Annotated in this window: 22 protein-coding genes; 7 read left to right on the plus strand and 15 right to left on the minus strand. The window is 69.2% G+C overall.

The genetic code is table 11. The annotated features are described in order from the left end of the window. Positions 1 to 47: 47 nt before the first annotated feature. Complete coding sequence (locus ACFOY2_RS25360) at positions 48 to 1,376, minus strand: MFS transporter (protein WP_379530585.1); 1,329 nt, start codon at positions 1,374 to 1,376, stop codon at positions 48 to 50. A gap of 165 nt (positions 1,377 to 1,541) precedes the next feature. Between ACFOY2_RS25360 and ACFOY2_RS25365 the strand changes: the two genes are divergently transcribed. Continuing rightward, complete coding sequence (locus ACFOY2_RS25365) at positions 1,542 to 1,952, plus strand: MarR family winged helix-turn-helix transcriptional regulator (protein WP_379530586.1); 411 nt, start codon at positions 1,542 to 1,544, stop codon at positions 1,950 to 1,952. Here the strand turns inward: ACFOY2_RS25365 and ACFOY2_RS25370 are convergent. From ACFOY2_RS25370 to ACFOY2_RS25395, 6 genes are all read right to left on the minus strand, one after another. After that, complete coding sequence (locus ACFOY2_RS25370; RefSeq protein WP_379530587.1) at positions 1,939 to 3,216, minus strand: thymidine phosphorylase; 1,278 nt, start codon at positions 3,214 to 3,216, stop codon at positions 1,939 to 1,941. The genes ACFOY2_RS25365 and ACFOY2_RS25370 overlap by 14 nt on opposite strands. Beyond that, positions 3,216 to 3,611: a cytidine deaminase gene (locus ACFOY2_RS25375; protein WP_357819431.1), complete on the minus strand. Its 396-nt coding sequence runs from the start codon at positions 3,609 to 3,611 to the stop codon at positions 3,216 to 3,218. The genes ACFOY2_RS25370 and ACFOY2_RS25375 overlap by 1 nt, the downstream gene beginning before the upstream one ends. Further along, positions 3,608 to 4,894, minus strand: a complete 1,287-nt coding sequence (locus ACFOY2_RS25380) for an ABC transporter permease (protein WP_379530588.1) — start codon at positions 4,892 to 4,894, stop codon at positions 3,608 to 3,610. The genes ACFOY2_RS25375 and ACFOY2_RS25380 overlap by 4 nt, the downstream gene beginning before the upstream one ends. Continuing rightward, positions 4,891 to 6,024: an ABC transporter permease gene (locus ACFOY2_RS25385; RefSeq protein ID WP_379530589.1), complete on the minus strand. Its 1,134-nt coding sequence runs from the start codon at positions 6,022 to 6,024 to the stop codon at positions 4,891 to 4,893. Before ACFOY2_RS25385 ends, ACFOY2_RS25380 begins: the two co-directional genes overlap by 4 nt. After that, positions 6,024 to 7,619 (minus strand): ABC transporter ATP-binding protein, encoded by a 1,596-nt coding sequence (locus ACFOY2_RS25390; RefSeq protein ID WP_379530590.1) that lies wholly within the window; start codon positions 7,617 to 7,619, stop codon positions 6,024 to 6,026. Before ACFOY2_RS25390 ends, ACFOY2_RS25385 begins: the two co-directional genes overlap by 1 nt. A gap of 81 nt (positions 7,620 to 7,700) precedes the next feature. Next, positions 7,701 to 8,762 (minus strand): BMP family lipoprotein, encoded by a 1,062-nt coding sequence (locus tag ACFOY2_RS25395; protein WP_379530591.1) that lies wholly within the window; start codon positions 8,760 to 8,762, stop codon positions 7,701 to 7,703. 301 nt (positions 8,763 to 9,063) lie between these two features. Between ACFOY2_RS25395 and ACFOY2_RS25400 the strand changes: the two genes are divergently transcribed. Further along, positions 9,064 to 10,944 carry a Xaa-Pro dipeptidyl-peptidase gene (locus ACFOY2_RS25400; protein ID WP_379530592.1) on the plus strand — a complete coding sequence of 627 codons (1,881 nt, stop codon included), beginning with the start codon at positions 9,064 to 9,066 and terminating at the stop codon, positions 10,942 to 10,944. Here ACFOY2_RS25400 and ACFOY2_RS25405 read toward each other — a convergent pair. Beyond that, positions 10,925 to 12,148, minus strand: coding sequence for a M20 family metallopeptidase (locus ACFOY2_RS25405; RefSeq protein ID WP_379530593.1), 1,224 nt, complete (start codon positions 12,146 to 12,148; stop codon positions 10,925 to 10,927). The two genes, ACFOY2_RS25400 and ACFOY2_RS25405, sit on opposite strands and share 20 nt — an antisense overlap. 500 nt (positions 12,149 to 12,648) lie before the next feature. On the opposite strand from ACFOY2_RS25405, the gene ACFOY2_RS25410 reads away from it, so the two are divergent. Then, positions 12,649 to 14,040 carry a peptide ligase PGM1-related protein gene (locus ACFOY2_RS25410; RefSeq protein ID WP_379530594.1) on the plus strand — a complete coding sequence of 464 codons (1,392 nt, stop codon included), beginning with the start codon at positions 12,649 to 12,651 and terminating at the stop codon, positions 14,038 to 14,040. On the opposite strand, the gene ACFOY2_RS25415 is transcribed toward ACFOY2_RS25410, so the two are convergent. Continuing rightward, entirely contained in the window at positions 14,012 to 14,221 is a 210-nt protein-coding gene (locus ACFOY2_RS25415) for an SCO4848 family membrane protein (protein WP_357819447.1), read from the minus strand. The two genes, ACFOY2_RS25410 and ACFOY2_RS25415, sit on opposite strands and share 29 nt — an antisense overlap. A 98-nt stretch (positions 14,222 to 14,319) precedes the next feature. Between ACFOY2_RS25415 and ACFOY2_RS25420 the strand changes: the two genes are divergently transcribed. Next, complete coding sequence (locus ACFOY2_RS25420; protein WP_379530782.1) at positions 14,320 to 15,405, plus strand: D-alanyl-D-alanine carboxypeptidase family protein; 1,086 nt, start codon at positions 14,320 to 14,322, stop codon at positions 15,403 to 15,405. On the opposite strand, the gene ACFOY2_RS25425 is transcribed toward ACFOY2_RS25420, so the two are convergent. Then, positions 15,394 to 16,332 carry a YihY/virulence factor BrkB family protein gene (locus ACFOY2_RS25425; protein WP_379530595.1) on the minus strand — a complete coding sequence of 313 codons (939 nt, stop codon included), beginning with the start codon at positions 16,330 to 16,332 and terminating at the stop codon, positions 15,394 to 15,396. The two genes, ACFOY2_RS25420 and ACFOY2_RS25425, sit on opposite strands and share 12 nt — an antisense overlap. Positions 16,333 to 16,520: 188 nt before the next feature. Here ACFOY2_RS25425 and ACFOY2_RS25430 point away from each other — a divergent pair, with 188 nt between their 5' ends. Beyond that, positions 16,521 to 17,711, plus strand: a complete 1,191-nt coding sequence (locus tag ACFOY2_RS25430) for a helix-turn-helix domain-containing protein (protein ID WP_379530596.1) — start codon at positions 16,521 to 16,523, stop codon at positions 17,709 to 17,711. Positions 17,712 to 17,927: 216 nt separating this feature from the next. Here the strand turns inward: ACFOY2_RS25430 and ACFOY2_RS25435 are convergent, their stop codons facing one another. Genes ACFOY2_RS25435 through ACFOY2_RS25445 form a run of 3 tightly spaced genes read right to left on the minus strand, consistent with a single transcriptional unit; the run spans position 17,928 to position 20,530 of the window. Then, positions 17,928 to 18,170, minus strand: coding sequence for a hypothetical protein (locus ACFOY2_RS25435; protein ID WP_379530597.1), 243 nt, complete (start codon positions 18,168 to 18,170; stop codon positions 17,928 to 17,930). 27 nt (positions 18,171 to 18,197) lie between these two features. Beyond that, positions 18,198 to 19,202 (minus strand): tryptophan--tRNA ligase, encoded by a 1,005-nt coding sequence (trpS, locus tag ACFOY2_RS25440; RefSeq protein WP_379530598.1) that lies wholly within the window; start codon positions 19,200 to 19,202, stop codon positions 18,198 to 18,200. Positions 19,203 to 19,216: 14 nt separating this feature from the next. Beyond that, the gene (locus tag ACFOY2_RS25445) at positions 19,217 to 20,530 is read right to left on the minus strand and encodes a hemolysin family protein (RefSeq protein WP_379530599.1); all 1,314 of its coding nucleotides are present in this window, start codon (positions 20,528 to 20,530) and stop codon (positions 19,217 to 19,219) included. Positions 20,531 to 20,616: 86 nt separating this feature from the next. Between ACFOY2_RS25445 and galE the strand changes: the two genes are divergently transcribed. Continuing rightward, entirely contained in the window at positions 20,617 to 21,567 is a 951-nt protein-coding gene (gene galE, locus ACFOY2_RS25450) for a UDP-glucose 4-epimerase GalE (protein WP_379530600.1), read from the plus strand. 217 nt (positions 21,568 to 21,784) lie between these two features. Here galE and ACFOY2_RS25455 read toward each other — a convergent pair whose 3' ends face one another. Then, positions 21,785 to 22,771 carry a malate dehydrogenase gene (locus tag ACFOY2_RS25455; RefSeq protein ID WP_379530601.1) on the minus strand — a complete coding sequence of 329 codons (987 nt, stop codon included), beginning with the start codon at positions 22,769 to 22,771 and terminating at the stop codon, positions 21,785 to 21,787. A gap of 58 nt (positions 22,772 to 22,829) precedes the next feature. Further along, a complete protein-coding gene (locus ACFOY2_RS25460) occupies positions 22,830 to 24,908 on the minus strand; it encodes a serine/threonine-protein kinase (protein ID WP_379530602.1) in 2,079 nt (692 codons plus the stop codon). A gap of 152 nt (positions 24,909 to 25,060) precedes the next feature. Here ACFOY2_RS25460 and ACFOY2_RS25465 point away from each other — a divergent pair, with 152 nt between their 5' ends. Further along, positions 25,061 to 26,188 (plus strand): saccharopine dehydrogenase family protein, encoded by a 1,128-nt coding sequence (locus ACFOY2_RS25465; RefSeq protein ID WP_379530603.1) that lies wholly within the window; start codon positions 25,061 to 25,063, stop codon positions 26,186 to 26,188. The last annotated feature ends 2 nt before the right edge of the window (positions 26,189 to 26,190 follow it).

The following is a 26,190-nucleotide window of genomic DNA, read 5'->3' on the forward strand; positions in this document are numbered from 1 at the left end:
AGTAGATGCCCAGCTCACCGGGGGTGCAAGCGTGTGAAGGGGCCCCTTCACACGCTCTCGTAGACCGGCGCGCTCTCCTGGGGGACGGGCGCGGCCTTGCGGGCGCGCAGCCCCGTCGCGGAGATCACCAGCCCGACCAGGGCCAGCACGAGCGAGACCACGATGGCCGCGCGCAGCGAGCCGATCGAGAGCGTCTCGCCGCCCGAGGTGAGCACGGCGGTGACCACGGCCAGCACGATCGCGCCGCCGACCTGGCCTGAGGTGTTCAGCAGCCCGGAGGCCAGGCCCTGCTCGTCGTCGTCCACGCCGTTGGTGGCCTGGATGTTCAGCGAGGGGAACGACAGCGCGAACGCGATGCCCATGAGGATCATGCCGGGGATGACCATGCCGCCCAGGCTCGGGGTGCGGTCGATGCCGGAGAAGATCGCGTACCCGCCGGCCAGCGCGGCGGAGCCGATGACGATCAGCTTGCCGGTGCCGAATCTGTCGGCGAAGTCGCCCATCTTGGTCGAGGTGACCGCGACGAGCACGCCGGCGGGCAGGAACGCCATGGCGGTGCCCAGGGCCGACCAGCCGAGCAGGTTCTGGAAGTACTGCATGGCCACGAACTGGAAGGCCACGTACGAGCCCATCAGGATCAGCAAGCCCAGGTTGGCCCGCACGATGGGGCCGGAGCGCAGGATGCCCAGCCGCACCAGCGGGTGGCGCATCCGCAGTTCGGCGAAGACGAACAGGCCGAGCAGCACGGCCACGCCCACCAGCGAGCCGATGGTCGTCAGGGAGGCCCAGCCGGCCTCGGGCGCCTGCACGACGGTGAAGACCAGCAGCAGCATGGACGCGGTGATCAGCACGGCGCCGACCAGGTCGTGACCGCCCTCGGCACGCTCCTCGGCGCCGCGCGGCAGCGCCTTCAGCGCGGCGACCAGAGCGATGATCGCGACGGGCACCGGCATCAGCAGCGTGTACCGCCAGCCGATCTCGGTGAGCAGGCCGGACAACACCAGGCCGAGCGAGTAGCCGCTGGCGCCGCTGGCGGTGAAGATGCTCAACGCCCTGTTGCGCTGCGGCCCTTCCGGAAAGGTCGTCGTGATGATCGACAAGGCGGCCGGTGCGGTGAAGGCGGCGGCCACCCCCTTGACGAAGCGGGCCGCGATCAGCAACCCGCCGTCGTCCACGAGACCACCCAGCAACGACGCCACGGCGAAAACACCCAAGGCGACCAGGAACACCCTGCGCCGCCCGAGCAGATCGGCGGTCCTGCCCCCGAGCAACAGAAGACCGCCGTAACCGAGCACGTAACCGCTCACCACCCACTGCAGGGAGGAGGTGCTCAAACCGAGGTCGTGCTGGATGGCCGGGAGGGCGACACCCACCATCGAGACATCCAACGCGTCAAGAAAGATCACTGTGCAGAGCACGGCAAGCGCGCCCCAACGGGACGAGGAAGAGGACATGGATCAGAACGATACATGCACTCGCATCTAATGCAAGTGCATTTAATTCCATTGCATGAGATTTCCCGGAGTGGTAACCTCCGCGACATGGACGAGGAGTTCGTGGTCGGCACCTGGCACTACGTCCTGGCCAAACACGCCAAGGCCATGTGCGCGCTGGAGCGCGAGCTGGGCGATCGGCACGGGCTGGGGCCCAGCGAGTTCGAGGTGCTCGACCGGATGGTGCACCACGGCAAGAAACTACGCATCCAGGAACTCTGCGACGAGGTCCACCTGAGTCAGAGCGCGCTGTCCCGGGTGGTGGCGCGGCTGGAGAAGGCCGCGCTCGTCTCACGCGTCGTCTGCGACGTCGACCGGCGGGGCGTGTTCGTGTGCATCACCGACGAGGGGCGCGCCAGGCACGCCGAAGCGCTCCCGACCCAACGCGCCGTCCTGTCCTCCGTCTTCACCGAAGCTCCCGCCCCGGCCGCCTTCGAGGCCGCGGTTACGGGGCCGTGACGCGGTCGATGACCAGCGGAAGCAGCTCCTGGCCCGCCTCCCCCACCGCGTAACCGTCCTCCAGCGCCTCCAGCGCCCGCTCGAACCTGGCCGTCTCGTCGGCGTGCAGCGTCAGCAGCGGCTGCCCTTCCCGCACCAGATCCCCCGGCTTGGCGTGCAGCGTGACCCCCGCGCCGAACGACACCGGATCCTCCTTGCGTGCCCGCCCGGCCCCGAGCCGCCAGGCGGCCAGCCCCACGGCGTAGGCGTCCAGCCTGGTCAGCACCCCCGACGAGGGCGCCTCGACGGTCAGGGTCTCGGCCGCCCGGGGTAGCAGGGCGTCCGGGTCGCCGCCCTGGGCGGTGATCATGCGCCGCCAGGCGTCCATGGCCGAGCCGTCCTGCAGCACCTTGGCCGGGTCCTTGCCGGACACCCCTGCGGCCTCCAGCATCTCCTTGGCCAGGCGTACGGTCAGCTCGACCACGTCGGCGGGCCCGCCGCCCGCGAGCACCTCGACGGACTCCTCGACCTCAAGCGCGTTGCCCACGGCCCGCCCCAGCGGCCGGTCCATGGCGGTCAGCAGCGCGACCGTGCGCACGCCCGCGTCCGTGCCCAGGGCGACCATGGTCTCGGCGAGCTCTCTGGCGGCCGACGGCGTCTTCATGAACGCCCCCGAACCCACCTTCACGTCGAGGACCAGCGACCCGGTCCCCTCGGCGATCTTCTTGGACATGATCGACGAGGCGATCAGCGGGATCGACTCGACGGTGCCGGTGACATCGCGCAGCGCGTACAGCTTCTTGTCGGCCGGGGCGAGCCCGGAGCCCGCGGCGCAGACGACGGCGCCCGCCGAGCGCAGCACGTCCAGCATCTCGGAGTTGGACAGCGAGGCCCGCCAGCCCGGGATGGATTCGAGCTTGTCGAGCGTGCCGCCGGTGTGCCCGAGGCCGCGCCCCGACAGCTGCGGCACGTACGCGCCGCACGCCGCCACGAGCGGCGCCAACGGCAGCGTGATCTTGTCGCCCACGCCGCCCGTCGAGTGTTTGTCGGCCGTGGGCCGGTCGAGCGCGGACCAGTCCATGCGCTCGCCCGAGCGGATCATGGCCTGGGTCCAGTCGGCGATCTCGCGCCGGTTCATGCCGTTCAGCAGGACGGCCATGGCCAGCGCCGACATCTGCTCGTCGGCCACGCCACCACGGGTGAAGGCGTCGATCACCCAGTCGATCTGGGCCGTGGTGAGCTCGCCGCCGTCACGTTTGGCGCGGATCACCTCGATGGCGTCCATCACTGGCTCCGGCTGAGGTCGGCCGGGCCGAACGCGTACGGCAGGATCTCCGCCATCCGCTTCGGCCCGTCCACGGTCTCGACCAGCAGGTCCTCGCCGCCGAACTCGTAAAGGAGCTGCCTGCAGCGACCGCACGGCATCAGCAGCTCGCCGTGGCCGTCGACGCAGGTGAAGGCCACGAGCCGGCCGCCGCCCGAACGCTGCAGCGCCGAGACCAGGCCGCACTCGGCGCACAGGCCCACGCCGTAGGAGGCGTTCTCGACGTTGCAGCCGGTGACGATCCGGCCGTCGTCGACCAGCGCCGCCGCGCCCACGGGAAAGTGGGAGTACGGCGCGTACGCATGCCGCATGGCCTCTTCGGCCTCGCTACGCAGGCCGTCCCAGTCGATGGTCAATGTTGTTCCCCCCGGCGATAGCTCACACCGTCGGCCTTGGGCATCCGCAACCGCTGCGAAGCCACCAAGAGCACGAGCAACGTGAGCACGTGTGGTGTGACGAAAACAAGCTCGCCCGGCAACTCCTCGACGGTCAGCCACAACCAGAAGAGCACAACCACGCCGGCCGCGGCGACGGCCATCAGCGTGTAGTCCTTGGTGCCCCTGGTCACGACCTCGGCGGGCTGGTCGGAGGCCAGCATCCGCCGTACGCGCAGCACCAGGTAGCCGAGCAGCAGCACCGCGCCGAACAGGAAGAACGACACGATCGTCCCCGACCCCGAATCGCGCAGTTTCAGGGCCTCGGCGTAGCCGAACAGCGAGGCGCCGGCCGCGAGCCCGCCGGGCCGCCAGTTGCCGAAGATCATGGCGGCCAGGCCGATGAAGCCACGTCCCTGTGTCTGGCCCTCGACGTACTTGTTGGAGACGAAGACCAGGAACACGCCGCCGAGCCCGGCGAACGCACCGGAGATGACGACGGCGATGTACTTGATCCGGTAGACGTTCACGCCCAGCGACTCGGCCGCCCACGGGTTCTCACCCGCCGAACGCAGCCGCAGGCCGAAGGAGGTATGCCAGAGCACGTAGAACGTCAGCGGGAGCAGCAACACGGCCAGGACCACCAGGATGTTCACGTTGTGGGTCAGGCCGCGCAGAATCCCGGCGAGGTCGGCGACCAGGAACCAGCGGGTGCTCTCCAGCCACCCGAACACATCGGGCCCGTCGGAAAGCACCGGCAGGCTGGGCGTCCACGGGTGCCCGCTGATCGCGGGCGAGCCGGTGATGCCGGCACCCGCGTCGGCCGCCGGTGTGCCGTTCTTGTAGAGCACCTCCGACAGGAAGCGGGTGACGCCGGGGCCGAGCAGGTTGATCGCGACGCCGCTGATGATGTGGTCCACGCCGAACGACACGGTGGCGATGGCATGGATGAGGCCGCCGAGCGCGCCGCCGAGCAGCCCCGCGAGCAGCGCGGCCACGGGGCCCCACTGGTAGCCGGCCCAGCCGGCGAACCAGGTGCCGAGCACCATCATGCCTTCGAGGCCGATGTTGACCACGCCGGCCCGCTCGGCCCACAACCCGCCCAGACCGGCCAGACCGATCGGCACCGCCAGCATCAGCGCGGCGGCGAACGTGCCGGAGGAGGTGAGGTCGTCCTGGCCCGTCACGAAGCGCACCAGCGACATCAACAGAATGAGCGCGGCGACGCCAATGAGCGCCACATGGTACTTGCTTACGCGAGTCATGCTGCCACCTCAACCTTGCCGAGCTGCTGGGCGGCGCGCCGCTCTTCGAATCTGAGCGCAAGCCGGTTGGTCACCTCGTTGGCCACGACGACGAGCAGGACGATCACGCCCTGGATGATCGTGACGACGGACGCCGGCACGTTGGCCTCCTGCAGCGGTCCCTGCGCCCGGTCGAGAAAGGCGAACAGCAGCGCGGCGATCGCGATGCCGACGGGTTTGTTCCTGCCGAGCAGCGCCACCGCGATGCCGAGGAAGCCCAGCCCCGCGGTGAAGTTGGAGTTGAAGGCGCCCCTGTCGCCGAGGATCTCCGGCAGGCCGATGAGCCCGGCGATCCCGCCGGACAACACCATCGCCGCGATGACCATGCGCTTGGGATTGACGCCGGACGCGAGCGCGGCCGGGCCGTTGAGCCCGCTGGCCTTGACGTCGAAGCCGAAGCGGGTGCGCTCCAGCACGAACCAGATCACCACACCGAGCACGATCGCCACCAGCAGGAAACCCCACAGGCCGCCGGCGCGAGTGGGCGGGATCAGCCCGAACCACTCGAAGACGAAGTTGAGGTCGGGGAACATGGCCGACTCGGGCAGCTTCTGCGTCGTGGTGACGAGCGACCCCGCCTCGCGCTCGCCCATGAACGGGCCGCGGACCAGGAAAGCCGTCAAGTTGATGGCGATGTAGTTCAACATGATCGTGGAGATGACCTCGTTCACGCCCCTGGTCACCTTCATGACCGCGGGGATGAGCGCGTACAGGCCGCCGACCAGCGCGGCGACCAGGATGATCACCGTGATCTGGATAGGGGCGGGCGCCGTGAACGTCGAGCCGACGTACGCCGCGCAGATGGCCGCGAGGCGGTACTGTCCCTCGACGCCGATGTTGAACAGATTCATGCGGAAGCCGACGGCCACCGCCAGCCCGGCGATGAACAGCGGCACCGCCCGGTCGAGGAGCGCGGCGATGTTGTTCGACTCCGCCCGCTCGGTCGCACCGAAGTTGAAGAAGGCGGCGAACGCCTTGAGCGGCTCGCCGCCCGCGACGCTGATCGCCACGCTGCAGATCGCGATCGCCAGGACGACGGCGACGACGGCGCCGGCGACGGTGAACAGCGCCCGATTGAGCCCGGCGGGCATCACGTCTCCTCGTTGTCGGCGATGGCGCCGGTCATGTAGCCGCCCAGCCGCTCGGGCGTGATGTCGGAAGGGTCGAGCGCGGCCACGAGACGGCCCCGGTAGATCACCCGGAGGGTGTCGGACAGGCCGATCAGCTCGTCGAGGTCGGCGGAGATGAGCAGGACCGCCAGCCCCGCGGCCCTGGCCTCGCGCAGGTGGTCCCAGATGGCGGCCTGGGCGCCGACGTCCACGCCTCTGGTCGGGTGCGCGGCGATGAGGAACTTCGGCTCGCCGCTCATCTCGCGGCCGACGATCAGCTTCTGCTGGTTGCCGCCGGACAGGGCCAGGGCCAGGGTCTCGACGCTCGGCGTGCGGACGTCGTAGTCCTTGACGATGCGCGCGGTGTCGGCCTTGGAGGCGCGCCGGTTGATCCAGATGCCGCTGCGCGCGGGCTTCCTGGTCTGGTGGCCGAGCACGCGGTTCTCCCACAACGACGCCTCAAGCAGCAGGCCCTGGCGGTGCCGGTCTTCGGGGATGTAGCCGATGCCGGACTCCCTGCGGCGCAGGGTGGACCAGTCGCTGATGTCGTGTTCGCCGAGCTCGATGACGCCGTGCGCGGGACGGATGCCCATGATGGTCTCGATCAGCTCGGACTGGCCGTTGCCCTCGACGCCGGCGATGCCGAGGATCTCGCCCTCGTGGATCTCGAACGACACGTCGTCGAGAAGCAGGCGCTTGCCCTCTTCGCGAAGCTTGTCGACATACGTACTGATCTCGACGCCCTTCGGCACCGGGCGGTGGTCCTCGGCCTCCATGGTCAGGTGGGAGACCTTGAACGCCACCCGGTCGGTCACCGTGGACTCGCGGGTCTCCGGCGTGGGCAGCTCGCTGCCGACCATCAGCTCGGCGAGCTGCCGTGCGGTGACGTCGGCGGGGTTCACGCTGGCGACCGTGGTGCCGCGCCGGATCACGGTGATCGCGTCGGCGATGTCGAGCACCTCGTCGAGCTTGTGGGAGATGAAGATGACCGTCAGGCCATCGGCCTTGAGCTCGCGCAGGTTCTGGAAGAGCTCCTCGACCTCCTGCGGCACCAGCACGGCCGTCGGCTCGTCGAGGATGAGGATGCGGGCGCCTCGGTAGAGCACCTTGAGGATCTCCACCCGCTGGCGGTCGCCGACGCCGAGGTCCTCCACGAGTTTGCCGGGGTCGACGCGCAGGCCGTGGCTCTCGGCCAGCGCGGCGATGCGCGCGCGGGCCGAGGCGGTGTCGCGTCCGCCGCGGGTGCCCAGGACGATGTTCTCGACCACGGTCAGGTTGTCGGCCAGCATGAAGTGCTGGTGGACCATGCCGATACCGGCGGCGATGGCGTCACTCGGGGTGCGGAAGCTGACCTCCGCGCCGTTGATCTTGATGGTGCCCTCGTCCGGCTTCTGCATGCCGTAGAGGATCTTCATGAGGGTGGACTTGCCGGCGCCGTTCTCCCCGACGATGGCGTGCACCGTGCCGGGTTCGACGGTGATGCGGATGTCGTGGTTCGCGATGACGCCGGGGAAACGCTTGGTGATGCCCTCCAGCTCTACGGCGGGTTTCACCGTGGCCAGGGTGTCAGCACTCATTTCGCCTTCCTTGGGGGGCGGCATAGACAGAAGGCCCGAAGTCTGCGGACTCCGGGCCCTCAGGTGTCACTTCTACCGCGATTACGGCTTGGCCGGAACGGTGATTTTGCCGTCCACGATGTCCTTCTTGGCCGCGTCGAGCTTGTCCTTGATGTCGTCGATCTCGCCGCCGGTGGTGGACAGGCCCACCCCGTCGACCTTGAGGTCGTAGGTGGTGTTGCTGCCGCCCTTGGCACCGCCCTGAGCGGCCTTGATGAACTCGAACACACCGACGTCGACGCGCTTGAGCATCGAGGTCATGATGACCGGCTGCAGGTCGGTCTCCTTGACCGTCTGACGCTGGTCGGAGTCGACGCCGATGGCCTGCTTCTTGGCCGCAGCAGCCGCCTGGAAGACGCCGAGACCGGAGTCGCCGGCGGCGTGGTAGACGATGTCCGCGCCGTCCTGGTACATCTTCTCGGCCGCGACCTTGCCCTTGTCGGGGGCCTTGAAGCCGGAGAAGTCACCGTCGGGGGTGAGGTACTTGATGTCGATCTTGGCGTCGGCCTTGACCGACTTCACGCCCGCCACGTACCCGGCCTCGAACTTCTTGATCAGGTCGTTCTGGACGCCGCCGACGAAGCCGACGTGGCCGCTCTGCGACTTGGTCGCGGCGGCGACGCCCGCCAGGTAGGAGCCCTGCTCCTCGGCGAACAGCAGCCCGGTCACGTTGGGCGCGTTGGAGGCCGAGTCGACGACCGCGAACTGGATCTCCGGGTACTCCTCGGCGGCCTTCTTGATGTCCTCGCCATAGGCGAAGCCGACCCCGATGATCGGGTTGTAGCCGGCGTCGGCGAGCTGGCGCAGCAGGTCGCCACGGTTGGAGCCGTCGGCCGCCGGGCTCAGCTCCTTGATCTCCGCCCCGAGCTCGGTCTTGGCCTTCTCCAGCCCCGTGTACGCGGCGTCGTTGAACGACTTGTCGCCCCGCCCGCCGATGTCGAACGCGAGCCCCACCTTGAGCGCGCCCTTCGACGCCTCGCCGCCCGGCGCCTCGCTGGCCGTGGTGTTCCCACCACTGCTACCGCTGCCGCAAGCGGCCGCCGCCATGAGCATGACGCCGACTGCCGAGCCGAACGCCATCCTGTTGAATCGCTTGCCGAGCAAGGCGACTCCCTTCCCTTTCCCCGTCGTCCTCTCCTCTGTCGAAACTTCATCGCAGGCACGAAGGACGTACGGCACCTGCACGGAAGATAGTTGCTTGACCAGGGCAGACCAAACTCGCACACAGGGTCGCAACCGCTCCGTTATCGACATCACTCGCGTCCGTGACCTGAATCGAGCATCAGACACCGGGCGCGTCGAAGGAAAATTCTGCCCAACTTTTGGGGGGCGATCACCTCTTGCCGGGACGCCGATCATGACAGACATTCCCAGCGACGGTGAAATCTCGTCGACGGAGTCCCGTATGCAGCGTTGGAAGGCACTGGCCGTGCCGCTGGCCGCGTCGCTCGTCGCGGCCTTGACCGGCCCCACACCCGCCACAGCCGACACCCCCTCCATCTCGATCCAGAACAACGCCACCCAGCCGGTCTTCTCCCGGGCGGAGGCCGTCAAGCAGACGGTGTTCGTCGAGGTCGCGGGGACCGACAGCGACAACGACGGCCGGCCCGACCGGGTGGCCGTGGACATCCTGCGACCCAAGGAGACCGACCAGGGACTGAAGGTCCCGGTGATCATGGAGGCCAGCCCGTACTTCGCGGGCGGCAACGACGTCGGCAACCACCCCGTGGACGTCGACGCGGACGGCAACCCGCTGCCCGCCATGAGCACCCTGGCCAAGAAGCTGGACGCCGAGCCGTTCGACGGCTACTACGACAACTACTTCCTGCCCCGCGGCTACGCCGTCGCCCTGGTCGAGAACCTCGGCAGCGGGCGCGCGACCGGCTGCCCGACCTCGGGCGACGTCAACGAGACGGCCGGGCCGAAGGCCGCGATCGACTGGCTCAACGGCCGCGCCAAGGGCTTCGACGCCGAAGGGAACCCGGTCGCGGCCACCTGGTCCACTGGCAAGGTCGGCATGATCGGCGTCTCCTACAACGGCACGCTGCCGAACGCGGTCGCCGCGACCGGCGTCGAGGGCCTGAAGACGATCGTGCCGATCTCCGCGATCTCGAACTGGTACGACTACTACCGCGCCAACGGCGGCGTCCTGGCCCCCGGCGGCTTCCAGGGCGAGGACCTGGACGTGCTGGCCAAGTACGTACTGACCAGGCAGAACGGGCAGCAGGCCTGCGGCGCGCTGATCGACGGATTGACGACCGGCCAGGACCGGGTCACCGGCGACTACAGCCCGCTCTGGGACGCCCGCAACTACATGAACGACGTCGGCAAGGTCAAGGCCAGCGTCTTCCTGGCGCACGGGCTCAACGACTGGAACGTCAAGACCAAGCAGTTCGCGCAGTGGTGGTACGCCCTGGCCAAACGGCAGGTGCCGCGCAAGATCTGGCTGCACCAGGGCACCCACATGAGCCCGTTCAACTTCCGCGCGGCCGAGTGGCTGCGCCAGTTGCACGGCTGGTTCGACTACTGGCTGCACGGCATCGACTCCGGCATCATGCGCGAGCCGCAGGCGGACGTGGAGACCGCCGTCGGCCAGTGGGGCCGGTACAGGTCGTGGCCGCTGCCAGGAACGGCCACCGTGCCCCTCCACCTGGGCTCAGGGCGGCAACTCGGCCCGTTCTCGCAACCGCGCGCGGCGAAGGAGTCGTTCGTCGACCAGAAGGCCAGGACCGCCGAGCAGCTCGTCGAGGCCACGGGCGAAGACCCGAACCGGCTGGCGTACCTGACCCGCACACTCCCCTCCGACGTGCGGGTCTCGGGCACGCCCACGCTGTCGGTCCGGGCCTCGATGAAGGACGGCGCATCGCCGTACCTGACGGCGCTGCTGGTGGACTACGGCACCGACGTCCGGCCGAACGGCACCCTGGTCTCCACGGGCCAGACCTACTGTTACGGACAGGGTGTCCCCGGCGACACGGGCTGCACCACGCTGAGGAACCTGGGCACGGCCACCACCCCCTACAAGATCGTCACCAGGGGGTGGCTCGACGTGCGCAACCGGCACCGCCCCGACAAGACCGAGCCGCTGCGGCCCGGCAAGGAGTACACCTTCTCGTGGGACTTCCAGCCGACGGACTACGTGTTCAAGAAGGGCCACCGGCTGGGCCTGGTCATCATCTCGACCGACGTCGACTTCACGCTGCGCTACCCGCCCGGCACCACGGTGACGGTGTCGCCGGGGCAGTCGTCGCTGCGCCTGCCGTTGGTCACGCCATGGCGTTGGTGATGGAGTCGAGCGGGCCGACCTCCCACAGCGCGGTCAGCGCCGTGGTGGCCATCATCCGCACGCCCATCGAGATCGCCTTCTCGTCCACGTCGAACGTGCCCTGGTGGATGTCGTAGGTCACGCCGTCGGGCGAGCGGGTGCCGAGCCGGGCGAACGCGCCGGGGAGCGACTCCAGGTACCAGGCGAAGTCCTCGCCGCCGAGCGACTGCTGGGTCGGGACCACCGCGCCCGCGCCCAGCGCCCGCTCGGCGGCCTCGGCCAGCATCTCGACGCTGACCTCGTCGTTGACCACCGGCGGCACCCCGCGCGTGTAGTCGAGCGTGGCCTCGATGCCGTAGGCGCTTGCCACCGACTCCAGCAGCGACTTGATCAGGTCGGGGGCGGCGTGCCAGGCGGTCTCGTCGAGGCAGCGGACCGTGCCCTCGGCGATGCCGTCGTCGGGGATGGCGTTGGCCGCGGAACCCGCCTCGACCCGGCCCCAGACGAGGCTGAGCGAGGAGCGCGGGTCGACGCGGCGCGACAGGGCCGCGGGCAGCTCGGTGAGGATCTTGGCCAGGGCGAAGACCAGGTCGGCGGTCAGGTGGGGGCGTGCGGTGTGGCCGCCGGGCCCCGCCACCCTGACGACGATCCTGTCGCAGGCCGAGGTGATGGGGCCGGACCTGAGCCCGACCTGGCCGACGTCCACGCGGGGATCGCAGTGGAGACCGAAAATACGGTCGACGCCGCTGATGCCGCCGTGGGCCATGACCTCCAGCGCGCCGCCGGGAAGCTCCTCGGCGGGCTGGAAGATCAGGCGCACCCGGCCGGGCAGCAGGCCGGCGGCGGCCTGCTGGGCCAGGAAGAGCGAGGTGCCGAGCAGGATCGTGGTGTGCACGTCGTGGCCGCAGGCGTGGCAGGCTCCCGCCACGGTGGAGCGGTAGGGCGCGTCCTTCTCGTCCTGAAGGGGCAGCGCGTCGATGTCGGCGCGCAGCGCGACGGTCGGGCCGTCGCCGTTGCCCACGTCGCAGATCAGCCCGGTGCCGCGCGGCAGCACCGAAGGGGTCAGGCCGGCGGCGGTGAGCCGCTCGGCGATCCGCTGGGTCGTGCGATATTCGGCGAAGGCGAGCTCAGGATGCATGTGAATGTCGCGGCGGAACGCCACGAGGTCCTGCTCGGCCTCCGCCAGGAACGCGTCGAGTTCCCCCCGAAGCTCACGTCCCCGCATATGTCACCATCCCGTCCCAATGCCGCAGGCCCCACGTTCTGGCCGTCGCGGCTCGTGCGCTGTCAATACTCGTCCACCCCGCGACGGCCTCTGTCTGGTCGAGCAGGCCGCTCGGCGAAATCAAAAGACACACCCGCTTGGTTTGGTGTGCGAGATCGTCAGCACGGGCCTGGCGTTCGTCGGTCGCGAATGCCGCCGCGGCCCGGGAGCACAGCGGTCGGCCGTGAGCCCGATGGCGATGCTTCGACTTTATCGCTCTCCTGAGCCGCCCCGCCGACACATACACCAAAAGTTAGCCGATGACCTGACCGTAACCCCAGGTGACCCCAGTTCCCGAACGTTTGTCTGACCCGGAAATAGTCACAAGGGATCATTAGATCGTGACCCGATGTCGCCACTCCCAAACGTGGTCAGCGATTCCGAATCCTGTCACCTTCTGTCATGGTCATCACACTTCGGCGATTGCTGTTTTTGGGAAGATTGCGTGTTTCACTCGCTATATGATCACTAATATCCCGTTCGGGGAGAAGTGTTCTGGGTGGAGCATCTTCAAGCCGAGCGAGGGGACCCTGGTGGTCGTGCCCTCGCTCTCCCTCCCGCAGGATGAGCTCCGCCGCATCACGGCGGCCAGGTCGTACGAGGAACGTTTACTCTTCCTCCTCCTCGCCCTTCGCGAGCCCGGGGTAAAGGTGGTCTACCTCTCCTCCGCGCCCGTCGACCGCGACATCATCGACTACTACTTCGGCTTCCTGCCCGATCCGGACGACGCCGCCAAGCGTCTGACGCTGATCACGCTGGACGACCCCTGGTCCCAGCCGCTGACCAGGAGCCTGCTCCGCCGTCCCGACGTGCTGGAACAGCTCCGCTCGGCGATCGAAGGCGAGGCGTGGCTGGTGCCGTTCGTCCTGAGCGAGCTCGAGGAGGAGCTCGCCGCCTTCCTCGGCATCCCCCTGTACGGCCCCGCGACGTCCCTGGCCTACTACGGCTCCAAGAGCGGCGCGCGGGAGGTCGGGCACGAGGCGGGGGTGCCGATGCCGCGCGGCTTCGGCGACGTGCGCGCGGCGAACGAGGTCGAGGAGGCCATGGAGGCCCTGCCGGGCGAACGGGTGATCGTCAAGCTGAACGACGGCTACTCCGGGCTCGGCAACGTGATCGTCACCAAGGGTGACAGGTCGCTGACGAGCTTCTCGGCGGCGGGAGAGACCTGGGAGAGCTACACCAAGAAGATCCGCGAACGGGGGGCGGTGGTCGAGGAGTTCATCGAACATCGCCCGCTCTACTACCCGAGCGCGCTGGCCCAGATCACGCCGGGCGGCCAGGCTCAGGTGCTCGCCACGCACGACCAGGTGCTCGGCGGGACCAACGGCCACGTCTACCAGGGCTGCACGTTCCCCGCCGCTCCCGAGTACCGCGCGGAGGTCGGCGCGTCGGCCGAGCGGATCGCTCGCGTGCTCGCCGACAAGGGCGTGGTCGGGCTGTTCGGCATGGACTTCTTCGCGCTGAAGGCCGACGCCGGGTACGCGGCGCTGTTGTGCGAGATCAACCTGCGGATCGGCGGGACCACGCATCCGTTCGGTGCCGCCGTGATGACGACCGGGGCGACGTACGACGCGGGTACCGGCCTGCTCATGTCCGGAAATCAGCCGAAGTTCTACACGGCGACCGACAACTGCGCCTCCTCCTGCCTGCGCGGTCGCACCCCCGGTGACGTCATGCGCATGGCGGAACGGCTCGGCGTCGGATTCGACGCGCGGCGGCGTACCGGAAACGTCTTCCACCTGCTGGGCGCCATCCCCGAGTACGGCAAGCTGGGCTTCACCTCCATTGGCGACTCACGTGAGGAAGCGGACGAACTCCACGCCCTCACCCGGCGTCTCCTCTGCGGCCCCTGAGGCCGCGCCAGCCGATGATCCCCAAGACGACGGCGAGGATGATGTTGACGGCGATCAGGATGCCGTGCACCACGTAGAAGCTGGTCGGATGCCCGTCGGCCAAGTTAAACCCCAGGTTCACCCACTCGAAGATCATGAATGCGCCCAGGATGATGAGGAATCCGGCGATCTTTCGTGACATCAGCACCTCACTAGTATCGAGGGTGGATCTTCGGGGGATGTGTCGCCACATGGGCATTAACACGGAGCTACCCTGAGACCGCCATGTGGACAAAACTCATGCCGGTGACGGCACTCATCGCCGCGGCCTCGCTCACCAGCGGGACCGCCCATGCCGCCCCGGCCACACCTGTCGGCGGCGAGGCGCTGGGCAGTCGTGGCCTGGTGGCCCCGGAGGGCGTCAAGCAGCCGCCCAAGAGCAAGGCTACGTCGTACGTCGTCGCGGACGCCGACACGGGCCAGGTGCTCGCCGCCAAGGACGCCCACGGGCGTTACCTGCCGGCCAGCACGCTCAAGACCCTGACCGCGCTCACCCTCATCCCCAAACTCGACAAGAACCGCAGCATCCGGCCCAGTGAGAACGCCTGCAACCAGGAGGGCAGCGCGGTCGGCCTGTCGGTCAAGACGACGTACAAGATCGAGGACCTGTTCAGGGCGCTGATGATGTCGTCGGGCAACGACGCTGCCATGGCCCTGGCCGAGACCAACGGCGGCCTGGACAAGACCATGCGCGACATGAACGCCGAAGCCAAGCGGCTGCAGGCGAACGACACCGTCGCCAAGACGCCCAGCGGCCTGGACAAGCCAGGACAGAGCAGCTCCGCCTACGACCTGGCGCTCATCGCCCGCGCCGGCCTGGCCAACTCCGACTTCAAGCGCTACATCAGCACCAAGGTCGCCAAATTCCCCGCGCCCAAGGGCTACTACGAGATCAGCAACCACAACAAGCTGCTGTGGCGCTACAACGGCATGGTCGGCGTCAAGAACGGCTGGACCACCAAGGCCCAGGCCAGCTTCGTCGGCGCGGCCACCCGCGACGGGCACACGATCGTGGTGAGCATCATGCGGCACGAGGGCGGCTTCTGGGACGAGGTCGCCGACCTGCTCGACTGGGGCTTCTCGGTCAGGGGCAAGGCCAAGCCGGTCGGCGAGCTGGTCAAGCCGCTGCCCGACGCGCAGGCCGCACCCAAGCCCGCGGCCTCGGTCACCCCGGCGACCCAGCCGTCGCTGCTGGAGCGGGCCGCCTCCAAGCAGACCGACTCCACCAGGACGGTCGGGTCGGTGGTGATCGGCGGCGGCCTGCTGTTCGGGCTGATCTGGCTCGGCTACGGGATCCGCCGCCGCCGCGTCCGGTCACGCTCCTGAGGGCGTCTGCGACGAGGGGACCGGCGTCGGGGCCGGCGGCGGGCACAACCCCGCCGTCGCCGTCCAGGCGGCGACGAGGAGCACGAGCCTGGCCGAGAAGTTGATCCAGATCAGCAGGCCCACGATGGCGGTGAACGCGCCGTAGAGCGGGTTGGCGAGCGTCGCCGCGAGCAGCAGCGTGGCGGCCTGCTTGAGCACCCCGAACCCGATCGCGCCCAGCAGCGCCCCCTTGGCGACGACCCGGAACGGCTGGGTCCGCCCGGCCACCCAGCCGAGCAGGATCACGAACAGCAGCCAGTCGGCGCCCACGCTCGCCACCACCCCGGCGACCCTGAGCGCGGTGGCGACCACCGGCCCGCCGCCGAACAGGAAGTTCAGGACCCGGTCCGTGGCCGTGGTGGCGAACCCGGCCACCAGCACGGACGAGATCATCGTCACCCCGATCAGCACGATCGAGACCAGGTCCCGCAGCTTGCCGACGAGGAAGTTGAACGGCGGCGCGGTGGTCATCGACATCTCACGCAACGCCCCGCGCAGCGCGTCCAGAGCGCCGAGCCCGGCGTAGAGCAGGCCGAGCAGGCCGATGATCCCCGCGGTCTCCCTCGCCGTGGCGATGGACTCCAGGTCGAGCAGGTTGGCGATGCCCGCAGGCAGCCGTTCGGCGATCGACTTCTCCAGGGCCTGCCTGGTGGCCTCGCTGGTCGCGACCACGTACCCGAGCACCGCGTACGACAGCGCCACGAGCGGGAAGAAGGACAGGAACGCGAAATAGGTCACCGCGGCCGCCAGCCGGTCGGCCGACTGGCCCTCGTAGCGCCGCACGGCGCGCAGGAGGTGGTCGAAGGCCGGCCTGCGGACCCGCCAGTCCTCCACCCTGCGGCGGCCCCAGCCCTTGATCGCCTCGATCCGCTCCGTCACCTTCGCCATCGCGCCCCCCTACCCCGGAACGCTGGAAACCTCGCCCCATTCCGGACCGGAATGTGAGGAACCAACGCGTTCGCCGGTGCGCTGTTTCTTCGCGAGATGCCCCCTGAGCAGGGCGGAAACCATGGCAGGCGGGCACCGGGAGCCCTAGCCTGTGGGGTGTTGAGAACGATCCGAGAGGCGCCGAGCCCATGGCCGAAATCAGCACCGGGCAGATGGTCAGACTCCAGCGCGAACGAAGGGGCATGAGCACCACCGCGCTGGCGACCCAGGCCGGATGCACCCCCAGGCACATCGAACTGATCGAGCACGGCAAGCGAACGCCCTCGCTGCCCCTCCTGCGGGAGATCGCCAAAGTGCTGGGCGTACGCAGCGCCGTGCTATTAGGAGAGGCCCCGCGCGACTCCCACGAGCCCAGCAGGCCGCAGATCAGCGACATCGAACGGGCCCTGTTCACCTGCCGCTCCCTGACGCCCGACATCGAACCGCCCGACGCCGAGCAACTGGCGGAGCGGGTGGCCTCGGCGCGCGCCGCCTGGTTCAGCTCGACCCGGCGCTACTCGATCCTGATGGCGGCGCTGCCGTCGCTGATCTCCGACGCCGAAAACCTCGCGCTTGAGCGCACACCGGCTGCCAACAGCGTGGCGACGGACGCGTACCTGCTGGCCAGGGCCGTGCTCAAGCACCTGAGCCGGGTCGACCTGTCGCATCTGGCGGCCGATCGGGCGATGCGCTTCGCCGAGGAGTCGGGCGACCCGCTGATGCTGGCGTGGGCGTACTGGAACCTGGGGCAGTCGATGTTGTCGGATGACATGCACCAGATCGCCTACGACGTCGCCCAGCGCGGCATCGAGCTGCTCGAACCGCACGTCGGCGACGGCGACGCCCGCCACATCAAGGCGTTCGGCGCGCTCCACCTGCTCGCCGCGATCGGCGCGGCCCGCATGGGCGACGACGACGAGGCCAGAGAGCTGGTACGCGGCCCTGCGGCGCGGCTGGCCGAGCAGGTCGGCGACGACTCGGGGGTCTACGACGTGGCCTTCTTCGGCCCCACCAACGTCGCCATCCACATGGCCAGCATCGAGAGCGACACCAACCGCCCCGAGGCGGTGCTGCGCATCGCCGACGACATCGACCTGCGCCTCACGCCGTCGATCGAGCGGCGCACCACCCACCTCATCAACGTCGCCCGCGCCTGCGAGGACCTGGGCGACGACGCCGCCAGCCTGCTCCACCTGCTGAGAATCGAGCGCGAATGCCCGGAAGAGCTCGATCACAAGCTGCTGCTGAGAGAGATGATCCGGTCCCTGGCGCGGCGGGCACGGCCGTCGTGGGCACCCGAGGTCCGCCAGCTCGCCGAACGCCACGGCATCCCCATCTGACGGGCGAACACAGAGTTCGGTCGGCGCGAACGGGGAGATCTGTCGCCCGAGTTCGTCACTCAGCGGCGTTCCGATGCGACTCTGCGTTCATGACAACAGCGCCGAGTGCCGATTTCGTCATGGAACGACTACAGGAGGAGGCCATCAGGGAGTTTCCCGGGTGGACGTTCGAGCGGCACCAGTCAGGCTGGACTGCGGTCCACGACGAGGTCCGGCTCACCAGGCCGAGCCTGGCCGCCCTGCGGGCGCTGCTGCGGGTGCACCGGGCGACCCGCGGCAGCTGATCGATCGCCACGGCCGGGCCGCCGCCACCCGGGCGCCGACGGCGTCCAGGACGAGGTCGAGGCCGAAGGCGAAACGGTCGAGCGCGCGCTGCAGCGTGTACGGCAGCGCGGCGTCCGACACGGCGAACGCCCCGGCCTCCTCAAGCGCCGCCAGCCCGGGGAAACGTCCGTTCATCCGCTCACCCAGGAGCGGTCGCCGGCCCTACAGCGTGGGCAGGAAGCCCACGCGCTCGCGGACCTGCTCCATGGTCTGCCTGGCCACGGCGGAGGCCCGCTCGGCCCCGACGGCCAGCATCCGGTCGAGTTCGCTCTCGTCCGACAGCAGCTTCTCCGTGCGCTCCCTGATCGGGGTGAAGGTGTCGGCCACGACCTCCGCCACGTCCTTCTTGAACGTGCCGTAGCCCTGCCCCTCGTAGCGGGCGACCAGGTCGGGGATCGGGGTGCCTGTCAGGGCGGACTGGATGCGCAGCAGGTTGGAGATGCCGGGCTTGTTCTCCTCGTCGAACAGGACCTCGGAGCCGGTGTCGGTGACCGCCCGCATGACCTTCTTGCGCAGCGGGCCCGGCTGCTCGAGGACGTCGAGGATGCCGGCGGGGCTCGACGACGACTTCGACATCTTCGCCGTCGGGTCCTGCAGGTCGGTGATCTTCTCGACCTCTTTGAGGATGTACGGCTCCGGCAGCGTGAACGTCTCGCCGAAGCGGTGGTTGAAGCGCTGCCCGAGGTCGCGCGTGAGCTCGAGGTGCTGCTTCTGGTCGGCCCCGACGGGGACGCGGTCGGCCTGGTAGAGCAGGATGTCGGCGGCCTGCAGGATCGGATAGGTGAACAGGCCGACGCTGGCCGCGCTCTCGCCGAACTTGGCCGACTTGTCCTTGAACTGCGTCATCCTGGCCGCCTCGCCCATGCCGGTGAGGCAGATCAGCACCCAGGCCAGCTCGGTGTGCTCGCGTACGTGCGACTGCACGAAGACGGTGGAGCGCTCGGGGTCGAGGCCGGCGGCGAAGAGCTGGGCCGCGGCCACGCGGGAGCGGCGGCGCAGGTCGGCGGGCTCGGTCGGCACGGTGATCGCGTGCAGGTCGACCACGCAGTAGAAGGCGTCGTGGGTCTCCTGCAGCGTGACCCACTGGCGGACCGCACCCAGATAGTTGCCCAGGTGGAAGGAGTCCGCGGTCGGCTGGATGCCGGAGAGAACACGAGGTCTGGCCATAGCAGGCAATTGTGTCAGGAATCCTGGTCCGAGGGCGACTCGACGACCGGTCGGCGTTTCACTCTGACGCGGGCGATACGGCGGCCGTCGAGCTCGGTGACGGTCAGCTCAAAGCCCGAAATTTCGACTTTTTCGCCGACTGAGGGGACATGCCCGAGCATCGCCATCACGAAACCGCCCAACGTCTCGTAAGGACCGTCCGGGAGTCTGATGCCGGTTTCTGTGGCGAAGTCGTTGAGGTTCGTCAGGCCGTCGATCTCGATCTCGCCCGCGGGCAGGACGACGACGTCCTCCTCGACGTCGTACTCGTCCCTGATGTCGCCGATCAGCTCCTCGACCAGGTCCTCCATGGTGACGATGCCGGCCGTGCCGCCGTACTCGTCGACCACGATCGCCAGGTGCTGGCCTTCGTCGCGCATCTCGTTCAGCGTGGAGAGCAGGCGCTTGGACGCGGGCACGAACTTGGCCGGCCTGATCGGCACGACCGCGCTGATCGGCTCGGTCCGCCCGATGAGCTCCGGGTCCAGCAGGTCGCGTACGTGGACGAAGCCGATGACCTCATCGTAGGACTCGCGGTAGACCGGGAAGCGGGAGTGCGGGAGCGTGGCGGCCAACTGGGCGGCCTCGTTCAGCGGCGTGTCGGCGTCCATGAACTCCACCTCCGTGCGCGGCAGCATCACCTCCCTGAGCTGCCGTTTCCCGGCGGCGAACACTTCGTTGATCAGCTTGCGCTCGTCGGCGGTCAGGTCGGTGTGCCCGACGACCATGTCACGCAGTTCCTCGGTGGTGACCTCCTCCCTGTCGGCCGCCGGGTTGCCGCCGAGCAGCCTGACCACGCCGTCGGTGGACTTCGACAACATCCAGATGATCGGGCGCGACAGGAAGGCGATCCGGTCGAGGGTGGGGGCCACGAAGAGCGACAGGCCCTCGGTCCGCTGCAGCGCCAGGCGCTTGGGGGCGAGTTCGCCGAGGACGAGGGAGACGTACGAGATCGCCAGCGTCACCAGCACGAGGGCCACCACGGGCGCGATCGCGCCGGGCACCCGCACGTGTTCGAGCACGGGCACGAGGTACGCCGAGAGCCGGGCGGCGCCGAACGCGGCCGAGAGCATGGTGGCGACCGTGACGCCGATCTGCACGGCGGACAGGAAGCGGTTGGGATCGCGGGCGAGTTTGGCCACGCGCTCTCCCCGACGGCCTAGCTGGGAGAGCTTCCGGATCTGGCTGTCCCGTAGGGAGACCATCGCGATCTCTGCGGCGGCGAAGAATCCCCCGATCAGAATGAAGACCAGAACCAGGGCGATGTTGGCCGCGACGGTGTCAAACATGGTGGTTGGCAGCGTACTTGTGCCCCTTCCCGCGTATGCTGAACGTTAAGCCGTACAAATTCAAACATATTCGCACAGGAGTACACATGAGGCTGTTGGTCACCGGAGGGGCCGGATACGTCGGCAGTGTCGTCGCCGCGCAACTCGTCGAGGCGGGACACGAGGTGACCGTACTCGACGACCTGTCGACCGGGCATGAGGACGCGGTGCCGGAGGGTGCCAGATTCGTTAAAGCGAACATCACCGAGGCCAGCGACGCGCTCGACGGCATGGACGCGGTGCTGCACTTCGCCGCCAAGTCGCTGGTGGGCGAGTCCGTGGCGGAACCGGGGCTGTACTGGGCGAGCAACCTGGGCGCCACGCTGGCCCTGCTCGACGCCATGCGGGACAAGGGCGTGGGCCGGATCGTGTTCTCCTCGACCGCCGCCACGTACGGCGAGCCCGAGCGCTCCCCCATCGAGGAGGGCGACCCGACCCGCCCGACCAACCCCTACGGCGCCACCAAACTGGCCGTCGACACCACGCTGAGCGCGTTCGCGCGGATGCGCGGGCTGGGCGCGGTGAGCCTGCGCTACTTCAACGTGGCGGGCGCCTACGGCCGCTACCGCGAGCGGCACACGGTCGAGACCCACCTCATCCCGAACGTCCTCAAGGTCGCGACCGGCGAGCGCGAGTCGGTGAGCGTGTTCGGCACCGACTACCCGACGCAGGACGGCACCTGCGTGCGCGACTACATCCACGTGGCCGACCTGGCCCGCGCGCACCTGCTGGCGCTGGAGGCGATCACTCCGGGCGAGCACAAGATCTACAACCTGGGCAGCGGCACGGGCTTCTCCGTGCAGGAGGTCATCTCGGTCTGCCGTGAGGTCACCGGCCATGAGATCCCCGCCGTCGTCGGCGAGCGCCGTCCCGGCGATCCGGCCGTGCTCGTCGCCTCGTCCGCGAAGATCCAGCGGGAGCTTGGGTGGAAGGCCGAACGGGCGTCCCTGCACGAGATCGTCTCCGATGCGTGGGGAGCGCTTTCCCGAAACGCGTGATACGCGGATGGAATATGTGCTGTGATACCGAAATGTGAGGAGCTTTTCACCAAGGGTCACGAGGCTGCTCTTCGGCGTCCTCATCGCGGTGGGCAGCCTCATGGCCGCGGCAGGCGTCATCTTCGCCACGCCGGGGCCCGGTCCTGCGTTCGCGCCGTCGTCGTGCCCCACGCCGATCGCTCCCGGGCCCTGAGGGCCCGGGAGCCGTACCGGCCGATCAGATGAGGCCGAGCTCCTTCACCGCGTCGCGCTCCTCGACGAGCTCGCCGACGCTGGCGTCGATGCGCTCGCGGGAGAACGCGTCGATCTCAAGGCCCTGGATGATCTCGAACCTGCCGTTGGCCGCGCGCACGGGGAACGACGAGATGAGGCCCTCGGGCACCCCGTAGGAGCCGTCGGAGACGACCGCGGCCGAGGTCCACTCGGTGCCGTTGACCCAGTCGTGGACGTGGTCGACCGCGGCGTTGGCGGCCGAGGCCGCCGAGGAGGCGCCGCGGGCCGCGATGATGGCCGCGCCGCGCTTGGCCACCGTCGGGATGAACGTCTCGCGCAGCCACTCGGCATCGACCTGCTCGGCCGCGACCTTGCCGCCGACCTCGGCGTGGAACAGGTCGGGGTACTGCGTGGCGGAGTGGTTGCCCCAGATCGTCATCTTCTTGATCTCGGTGACCGGCACCTGCAGCTTGGCGGCGAGCTGCGACAGCGCGCGGTTGTGGTCGAGCCTGGTCATCGCCGTGAAGCGGTCGGACGGCACGTCGGGCGCGTTCTGCTGGGCGATGAGCGCGTTGGTGTTGGCCGGGTTGCCGACGACCAGGACCTTGATGTCGTCGGCCGCGTGGTCGTTGATGGCCTTGCCCTGCGGGCCGAAGATGCCGCCGTTGGCGCCGAGCAGGTCGCCGCGCTCCATGCCGGCCTTACGGGGCATGGCGCCGACCAGCAGGGCGACGTTGGCGCCCGAGAAGGCCACGTTGGGGTCGTCGGTGATCTCGATACCGGACAGCAGCGGGAACGCGCAGTCGTCCAGCTCCATCGCCGTGCCCTCTGCGGCCTTCACCGCCGCCGGGACCTCCAGCAGGCTGAGCTTGACCGGAACATCGGCGCCCAGAAGCTGACCCGACGCGATGCGGAACAGCAACGCGTAACCGATCTGGCCGGCCGCTCCGGTGACGGTCACCTTGACGGGCACAGTGGCTGAGGACGCCATGGCCTTCCCCTAACTCGCAGCAAGAATCGTTGACGTGCAGGATGTTACCCGCTCGTCATCAGCAGCTTTCCCTCGCGGGCTGTTTCAGCTCCTTGTCGAAGTCGACCTTGTTGAAATACGTGGTCAGGAGCCCCTCGATGACGCCGTCGCGGTAGAGGCCGGCGATGATGCCGTTCACGGCCTGGCAGGTCCGCACGTCGCCGTACTTGATGCCGACGGCGTAACGCTCGTTGCTCAGCCTGGCCCCGAGGATCTTGTAGCTCAGGCTCTCGCGGTTGGCGAACCCGGCCAGGATCAGGTCCTCGCCGGGCACCGCGTCCACCTTGCCGCTCCTGAGCAGGTCCATGCACTCGGCGTAGTTGCGCGCCACCACGGGCTTGACCTTCACCTTCTCCTGCACGTCGCCGACGTTGAGCGCGCAGATCTTCTTCCCGGTGAGGTCGTCGATCGAGTCGATGCCGCTGTCCGCCTTGACCAGGACGTCGCGGTGCGCCAGGTAGTAGGGCCCGGCGAACTGGGTCTGGCTCTCGTCGACCGCGAACGTCGCGACGACCAGGTCCATCTTGCCCTCGGCCAGCGCCTCGGTCCTGTCATACCTGCCGACGCGCGTGAACGTCGTCTCCTTGGCCCCTAACTGCGCGGCGATGCGCTTGGCGATCTCGATGTCGAAGCCCTCGAAACTGTCGCCGTTCTCCAGCCCGATGCCGGGCAGGTCACCTTTGACGCCGATCACGATTTTTCCGGTCTCGGCGACCTTGTCCACCACCGAGGAGTACGACCCCGGCCCCTCCGGCCCTCCGGTCTGCTCGGGCTGCTGCAGGAAGGCGGCCAGCTTCGGCCAGCCGTTCAGCATCAGCGCGAACGCGGCGGCGGCGATCAGGATCAGGGCGGTGACCAGCGCGATCCACACCCGAGCCCGGCGGCTCCTGGCCGGCGGGGCGGGCTCCTGCGCCGGATGGGGCCGCGCCTCCGTGTCGGCCGACCCGGTCGCGGGCGGCACGGTGGTCGGCGGCACGGTGGCGGGCGGTGCGGTCCCTGAGGTGGTCGTGGGGGGCGCGGCGGTCGGCGCGGCGGTCGTGGGGCCCGGCGGCGGGTGAGCGTTGCCTGGGGGCGGCTGAGCGTTGCCTGGGAGCGACGACGGCGCGGCCACGTGCCCGGAGCCGGTCGGCGGCGAGGCGTGGGCCCGCTGGCCCGTACGGTCCTGCGACGGCAGCGCGATGCCCGGCTTGTCGGTGATCGACCCGGCCGAGACCCGCAGGAACGGCGTGGTGTCGTCGGTGGCCACCTGCACGCCCCGGGTGAGCACGGCCGTGGAGGCCCCCACGTTGGACGACTGCCCGAGCAGCCGCAGCAGGATCTGGTCGGCCGACGGCCGCTCGGCGGGCGACTTGGCCAGCGCCGAGCGCACCACGCTCTGCAGCGGCTCCGGCATCATGCCGACGTCGACCTCGTGGTTGAGGATGCGGTTGAGCACCATCGCGATGGACTTGCCCTCGAACGCGGTCTCGCCCGTGGCCGCGAAGGCGATGGTCGCGCCCCAGGAGAACACGTCGGTGTAGGGCCCGATCTCGTCGCCGGCGATCTGCTCGGGCGCCATGTAGGCGGGCGTGCCGATGGCCCGGCTGGTGATCGTCCCGGTGGAGTCGATGATGCGGGCGATGCCGAAGTCGACCACGCGCGGCCCGTCGGCGGCGATCAGCACGTTGTCGGGCTTGAAGTCCCTGTGCACGATCGAGGCGTGGTGGATGGCGGTGAGCGCCGTGGCGGTGCCGATCGCCAGCCGGTCGAGCACGGTGCCGACGAGCGGCCCGTCGGTCTCGATGAGCTCTCTGAGCGGCCGGCCGTCGATGTACTCGCTGGCGATGTAGGGCGTGTCGCCGTCGAGGTCGGCCTCTATGACCCGGGCGGTGCAGAACGACGCCACCCGCTGCGCCGCCTTCAACTCCCTGGCGAAGCGTGACCGCGCGCTGGTGTCGCCGCTGAACTTCACGTGCAGCAGTTTGATCGCGGCCCGTTCTCCGCTGTCGTTGACGCCCAGGTAGACGATGCCCTGCCCACCTTCTCCGATCCGTCCGGACAGCCGGAACGACCCCAACTCGATGGGATCGCCGGTGACCAGCGGCGAGATTTGCGGCATTCGTCATTCCCCACGTGTACTGAACCCCAACGACGAAAACTTTACGACGCTCAGCAACTTCCCAGGGATCCGTTAATCGTTCGTGACGTCACGGGTTCGCCTCATCCACAGGGGTTCTTGCCCCCGAGAGCCGTCTCCAGCAGGCTCGGAACATGGACCGCCCCTACGACATCGTGCTCTTCGGAGCAAGCGGATTCACCGGCGCGCTGACGGCCGGATACCTGGCACAAGCCGCGGGCCCCGGCACGCGATGGGCGCTGGCCGGACGCGACCGCGCCAAGCTGGAGCGGCTCGGGCTGGACGTGCCCATCCTGATCGCCGACGCCGCCGACCCGGCCTCGCTGGCCGAGCTGGCCCGCCGCACCCGCGTCCTGGCCACCACGGTCGGCCCCTACCTCGTGCACGGCGAGCCGCTCGTCGCGGCGTGCGCCGAGGCCGGCACCCACTACCTGGACCTGACGGGCGAGGCGGAGTTCGTGGACCGGGTCTACGTGCGCCACCACGAGCGGGCGGCCAGGAGCGGCGCCAAGATCGTGCACGCCTGCGGCTTCGACTCCATCCCCTTCGACCTGGGCGTCCTCTACACGGTCACGCAACTGCCCGAGGGCGTCCCGCTCAAGGTCAGCGGCTTCCTGCGGGTCAGCGGAACCCCGTCGAGCGGCACGCTGGCCACCATGACGACCATCATCGGCCGCGCCTGCCAGATGGCCGAGCAGAGCTCCCGGCGCCGCTCCGCCGAGCCGCTCCCCGCCGGGCGCAGGGTGAGCTCCCTGCCGGGCGGCCTGCGGTACGTGGGCGGCTGGGCGCTGCCGATGCCCACCGTCGACCCGCGCATCGTCGGCTACTCAGCCCGCCTCCTCGACCGCTACGGCCCCGACTTCACCTACCGCCAGCACTACGCCGTCAGGACCCTGCCCGCCGCCCTGGCCACGGCGGCGGGCGCGGGCGCGTTCGCGGCGCTCGCCATGGTCCCGCCGGTCCGCGGCTGGATCCGTGGCCGGCTGAAGCCCGGGGGCGGCCCGTCGCCCGGCAGGCGCGCCAGGAGCTGGTTCACGGTCACGTTCCTGGGCGAGGGCGGGGGCGAGCGCGTGGTCACGGAGGTCGCGGGCGGCGACCCCGGCTACGACGAGACCGCCAAGATGCTCGGCGAGTCGGCGCTCTGCCTGGCCTTCGACGACCTCCCCGACCGGGCGGGACAGCTCACCACGGCCTCGGCCATGGGCCTGCCGCTCATCGAACGCCTGAACCGGGCCGGCCTCACGTTCGTCAGGAAATCCTGAGC

The sequence above is a fragment of the Nonomuraea purpurea genome, assembly GCF_042650645.1.
Classification (GTDB): domain Bacteria; phylum Actinomycetota; class Actinomycetes; order Streptosporangiales; family Streptosporangiaceae; genus Nonomuraea; species Nonomuraea purpurea.

Bases quoted from the DNA above. Each gene is read 5' to 3' on its own strand.
- ACFOY2_RS25360 (WP_379530585.1), bottom strand. From the start codon at position 1,376: ATGGTGGGTGTCGCCCTCCCGGCCATCCAGCACGACCTCGGTTTGAGC.
- ACFOY2_RS25365 (WP_379530586.1), top strand. From the start codon at position 1,542: ATGGACGAGGAGTTCGTGGTCGGCACCTGGCACTACGTCCTGGCCAAA.
- ACFOY2_RS25370 (WP_379530587.1), bottom strand. From the start codon at position 3,216: ATGGACGCCATCGAGGTGATCCGCGCCAAACGTGACGGCGGCGAGCTC.
- ACFOY2_RS25380 (WP_379530588.1), bottom strand. From the start codon at position 4,894: ATGACTCGCGTAAGCAAGTACCATGTGGCGCTCATTGGCGTCGCCGCG.
- ACFOY2_RS25385 (WP_379530589.1), bottom strand. From the start codon at position 6,024: ATGCCCGCCGGGCTCAATCGGGCGCTGTTCACCGTCGCCGGCGCCGTC.
- ACFOY2_RS25390 (WP_379530590.1), bottom strand. From the start codon at position 7,619: ATGAGTGCTGACACCCTGGCCACGGTGAAACCCGCCGTAGAGCTGGAG.
- ACFOY2_RS25400 (WP_379530592.1), top strand. From the start codon at position 9,064: ATGCAGCGTTGGAAGGCACTGGCCGTGCCGCTGGCCGCGTCGCTCGTC.
- ACFOY2_RS25405 (WP_379530593.1), bottom strand. From the start codon at position 12,148: ATGCGGGGACGTGAGCTTCGGGGGGAACTCGACGCGTTCCTGGCGGAG.
- ACFOY2_RS25410 (WP_379530594.1), top strand. From the start codon at position 12,649: ATGATCACTAATATCCCGTTCGGGGAGAAGTGTTCTGGGTGGAGCATC.
- ACFOY2_RS25415 (WP_357819447.1), bottom strand. From the start codon at position 14,221: ATGTCACGAAAGATCGCCGGATTCCTCATCATCCTGGGCGCATTCATG.
- ACFOY2_RS25420 (WP_379530782.1), top strand. From the start codon at position 14,320: ATGCCGGTGACGGCACTCATCGCCGCGGCCTCGCTCACCAGCGGGACC.
- ACFOY2_RS25425 (WP_379530595.1), bottom strand. From the start codon at position 16,332: ATGGCGAAGGTGACGGAGCGGATCGAGGCGATCAAGGGCTGGGGCCGC.
- ACFOY2_RS25430 (WP_379530596.1), top strand. From the start codon at position 16,521: ATGGCCGAAATCAGCACCGGGCAGATGGTCAGACTCCAGCGCGAACGA.
- ACFOY2_RS25435 (WP_379530597.1), bottom strand. From the start codon at position 18,170: ATGAACGGACGTTTCCCCGGGCTGGCGGCGCTTGAGGAGGCCGGGGCG.
- trpS (WP_379530598.1), bottom strand. From the start codon at position 19,202: ATGGCCAGACCTCGTGTTCTCTCCGGCATCCAGCCGACCGCGGACTCC.
- ACFOY2_RS25445 (WP_379530599.1), bottom strand. From the start codon at position 20,530: ATGTTTGACACCGTCGCGGCCAACATCGCCCTGGTTCTGGTCTTCATT.
- galE (WP_379530600.1), top strand. From the start codon at position 20,617: ATGAGGCTGTTGGTCACCGGAGGGGCCGGATACGTCGGCAGTGTCGTC.
- ACFOY2_RS25455 (WP_379530601.1), bottom strand. From the start codon at position 22,771: ATGGCGTCCTCAGCCACTGTGCCCGTCAAGGTGACCGTCACCGGAGCG.
- ACFOY2_RS25460 (WP_379530602.1), bottom strand. From the start codon at position 24,908: ATGCCGCAAATCTCGCCGCTGGTCACCGGCGATCCCATCGAGTTGGGG.
- ACFOY2_RS25465 (WP_379530603.1), top strand. From the start codon at position 25,061: ATGGACCGCCCCTACGACATCGTGCTCTTCGGAGCAAGCGGATTCACC.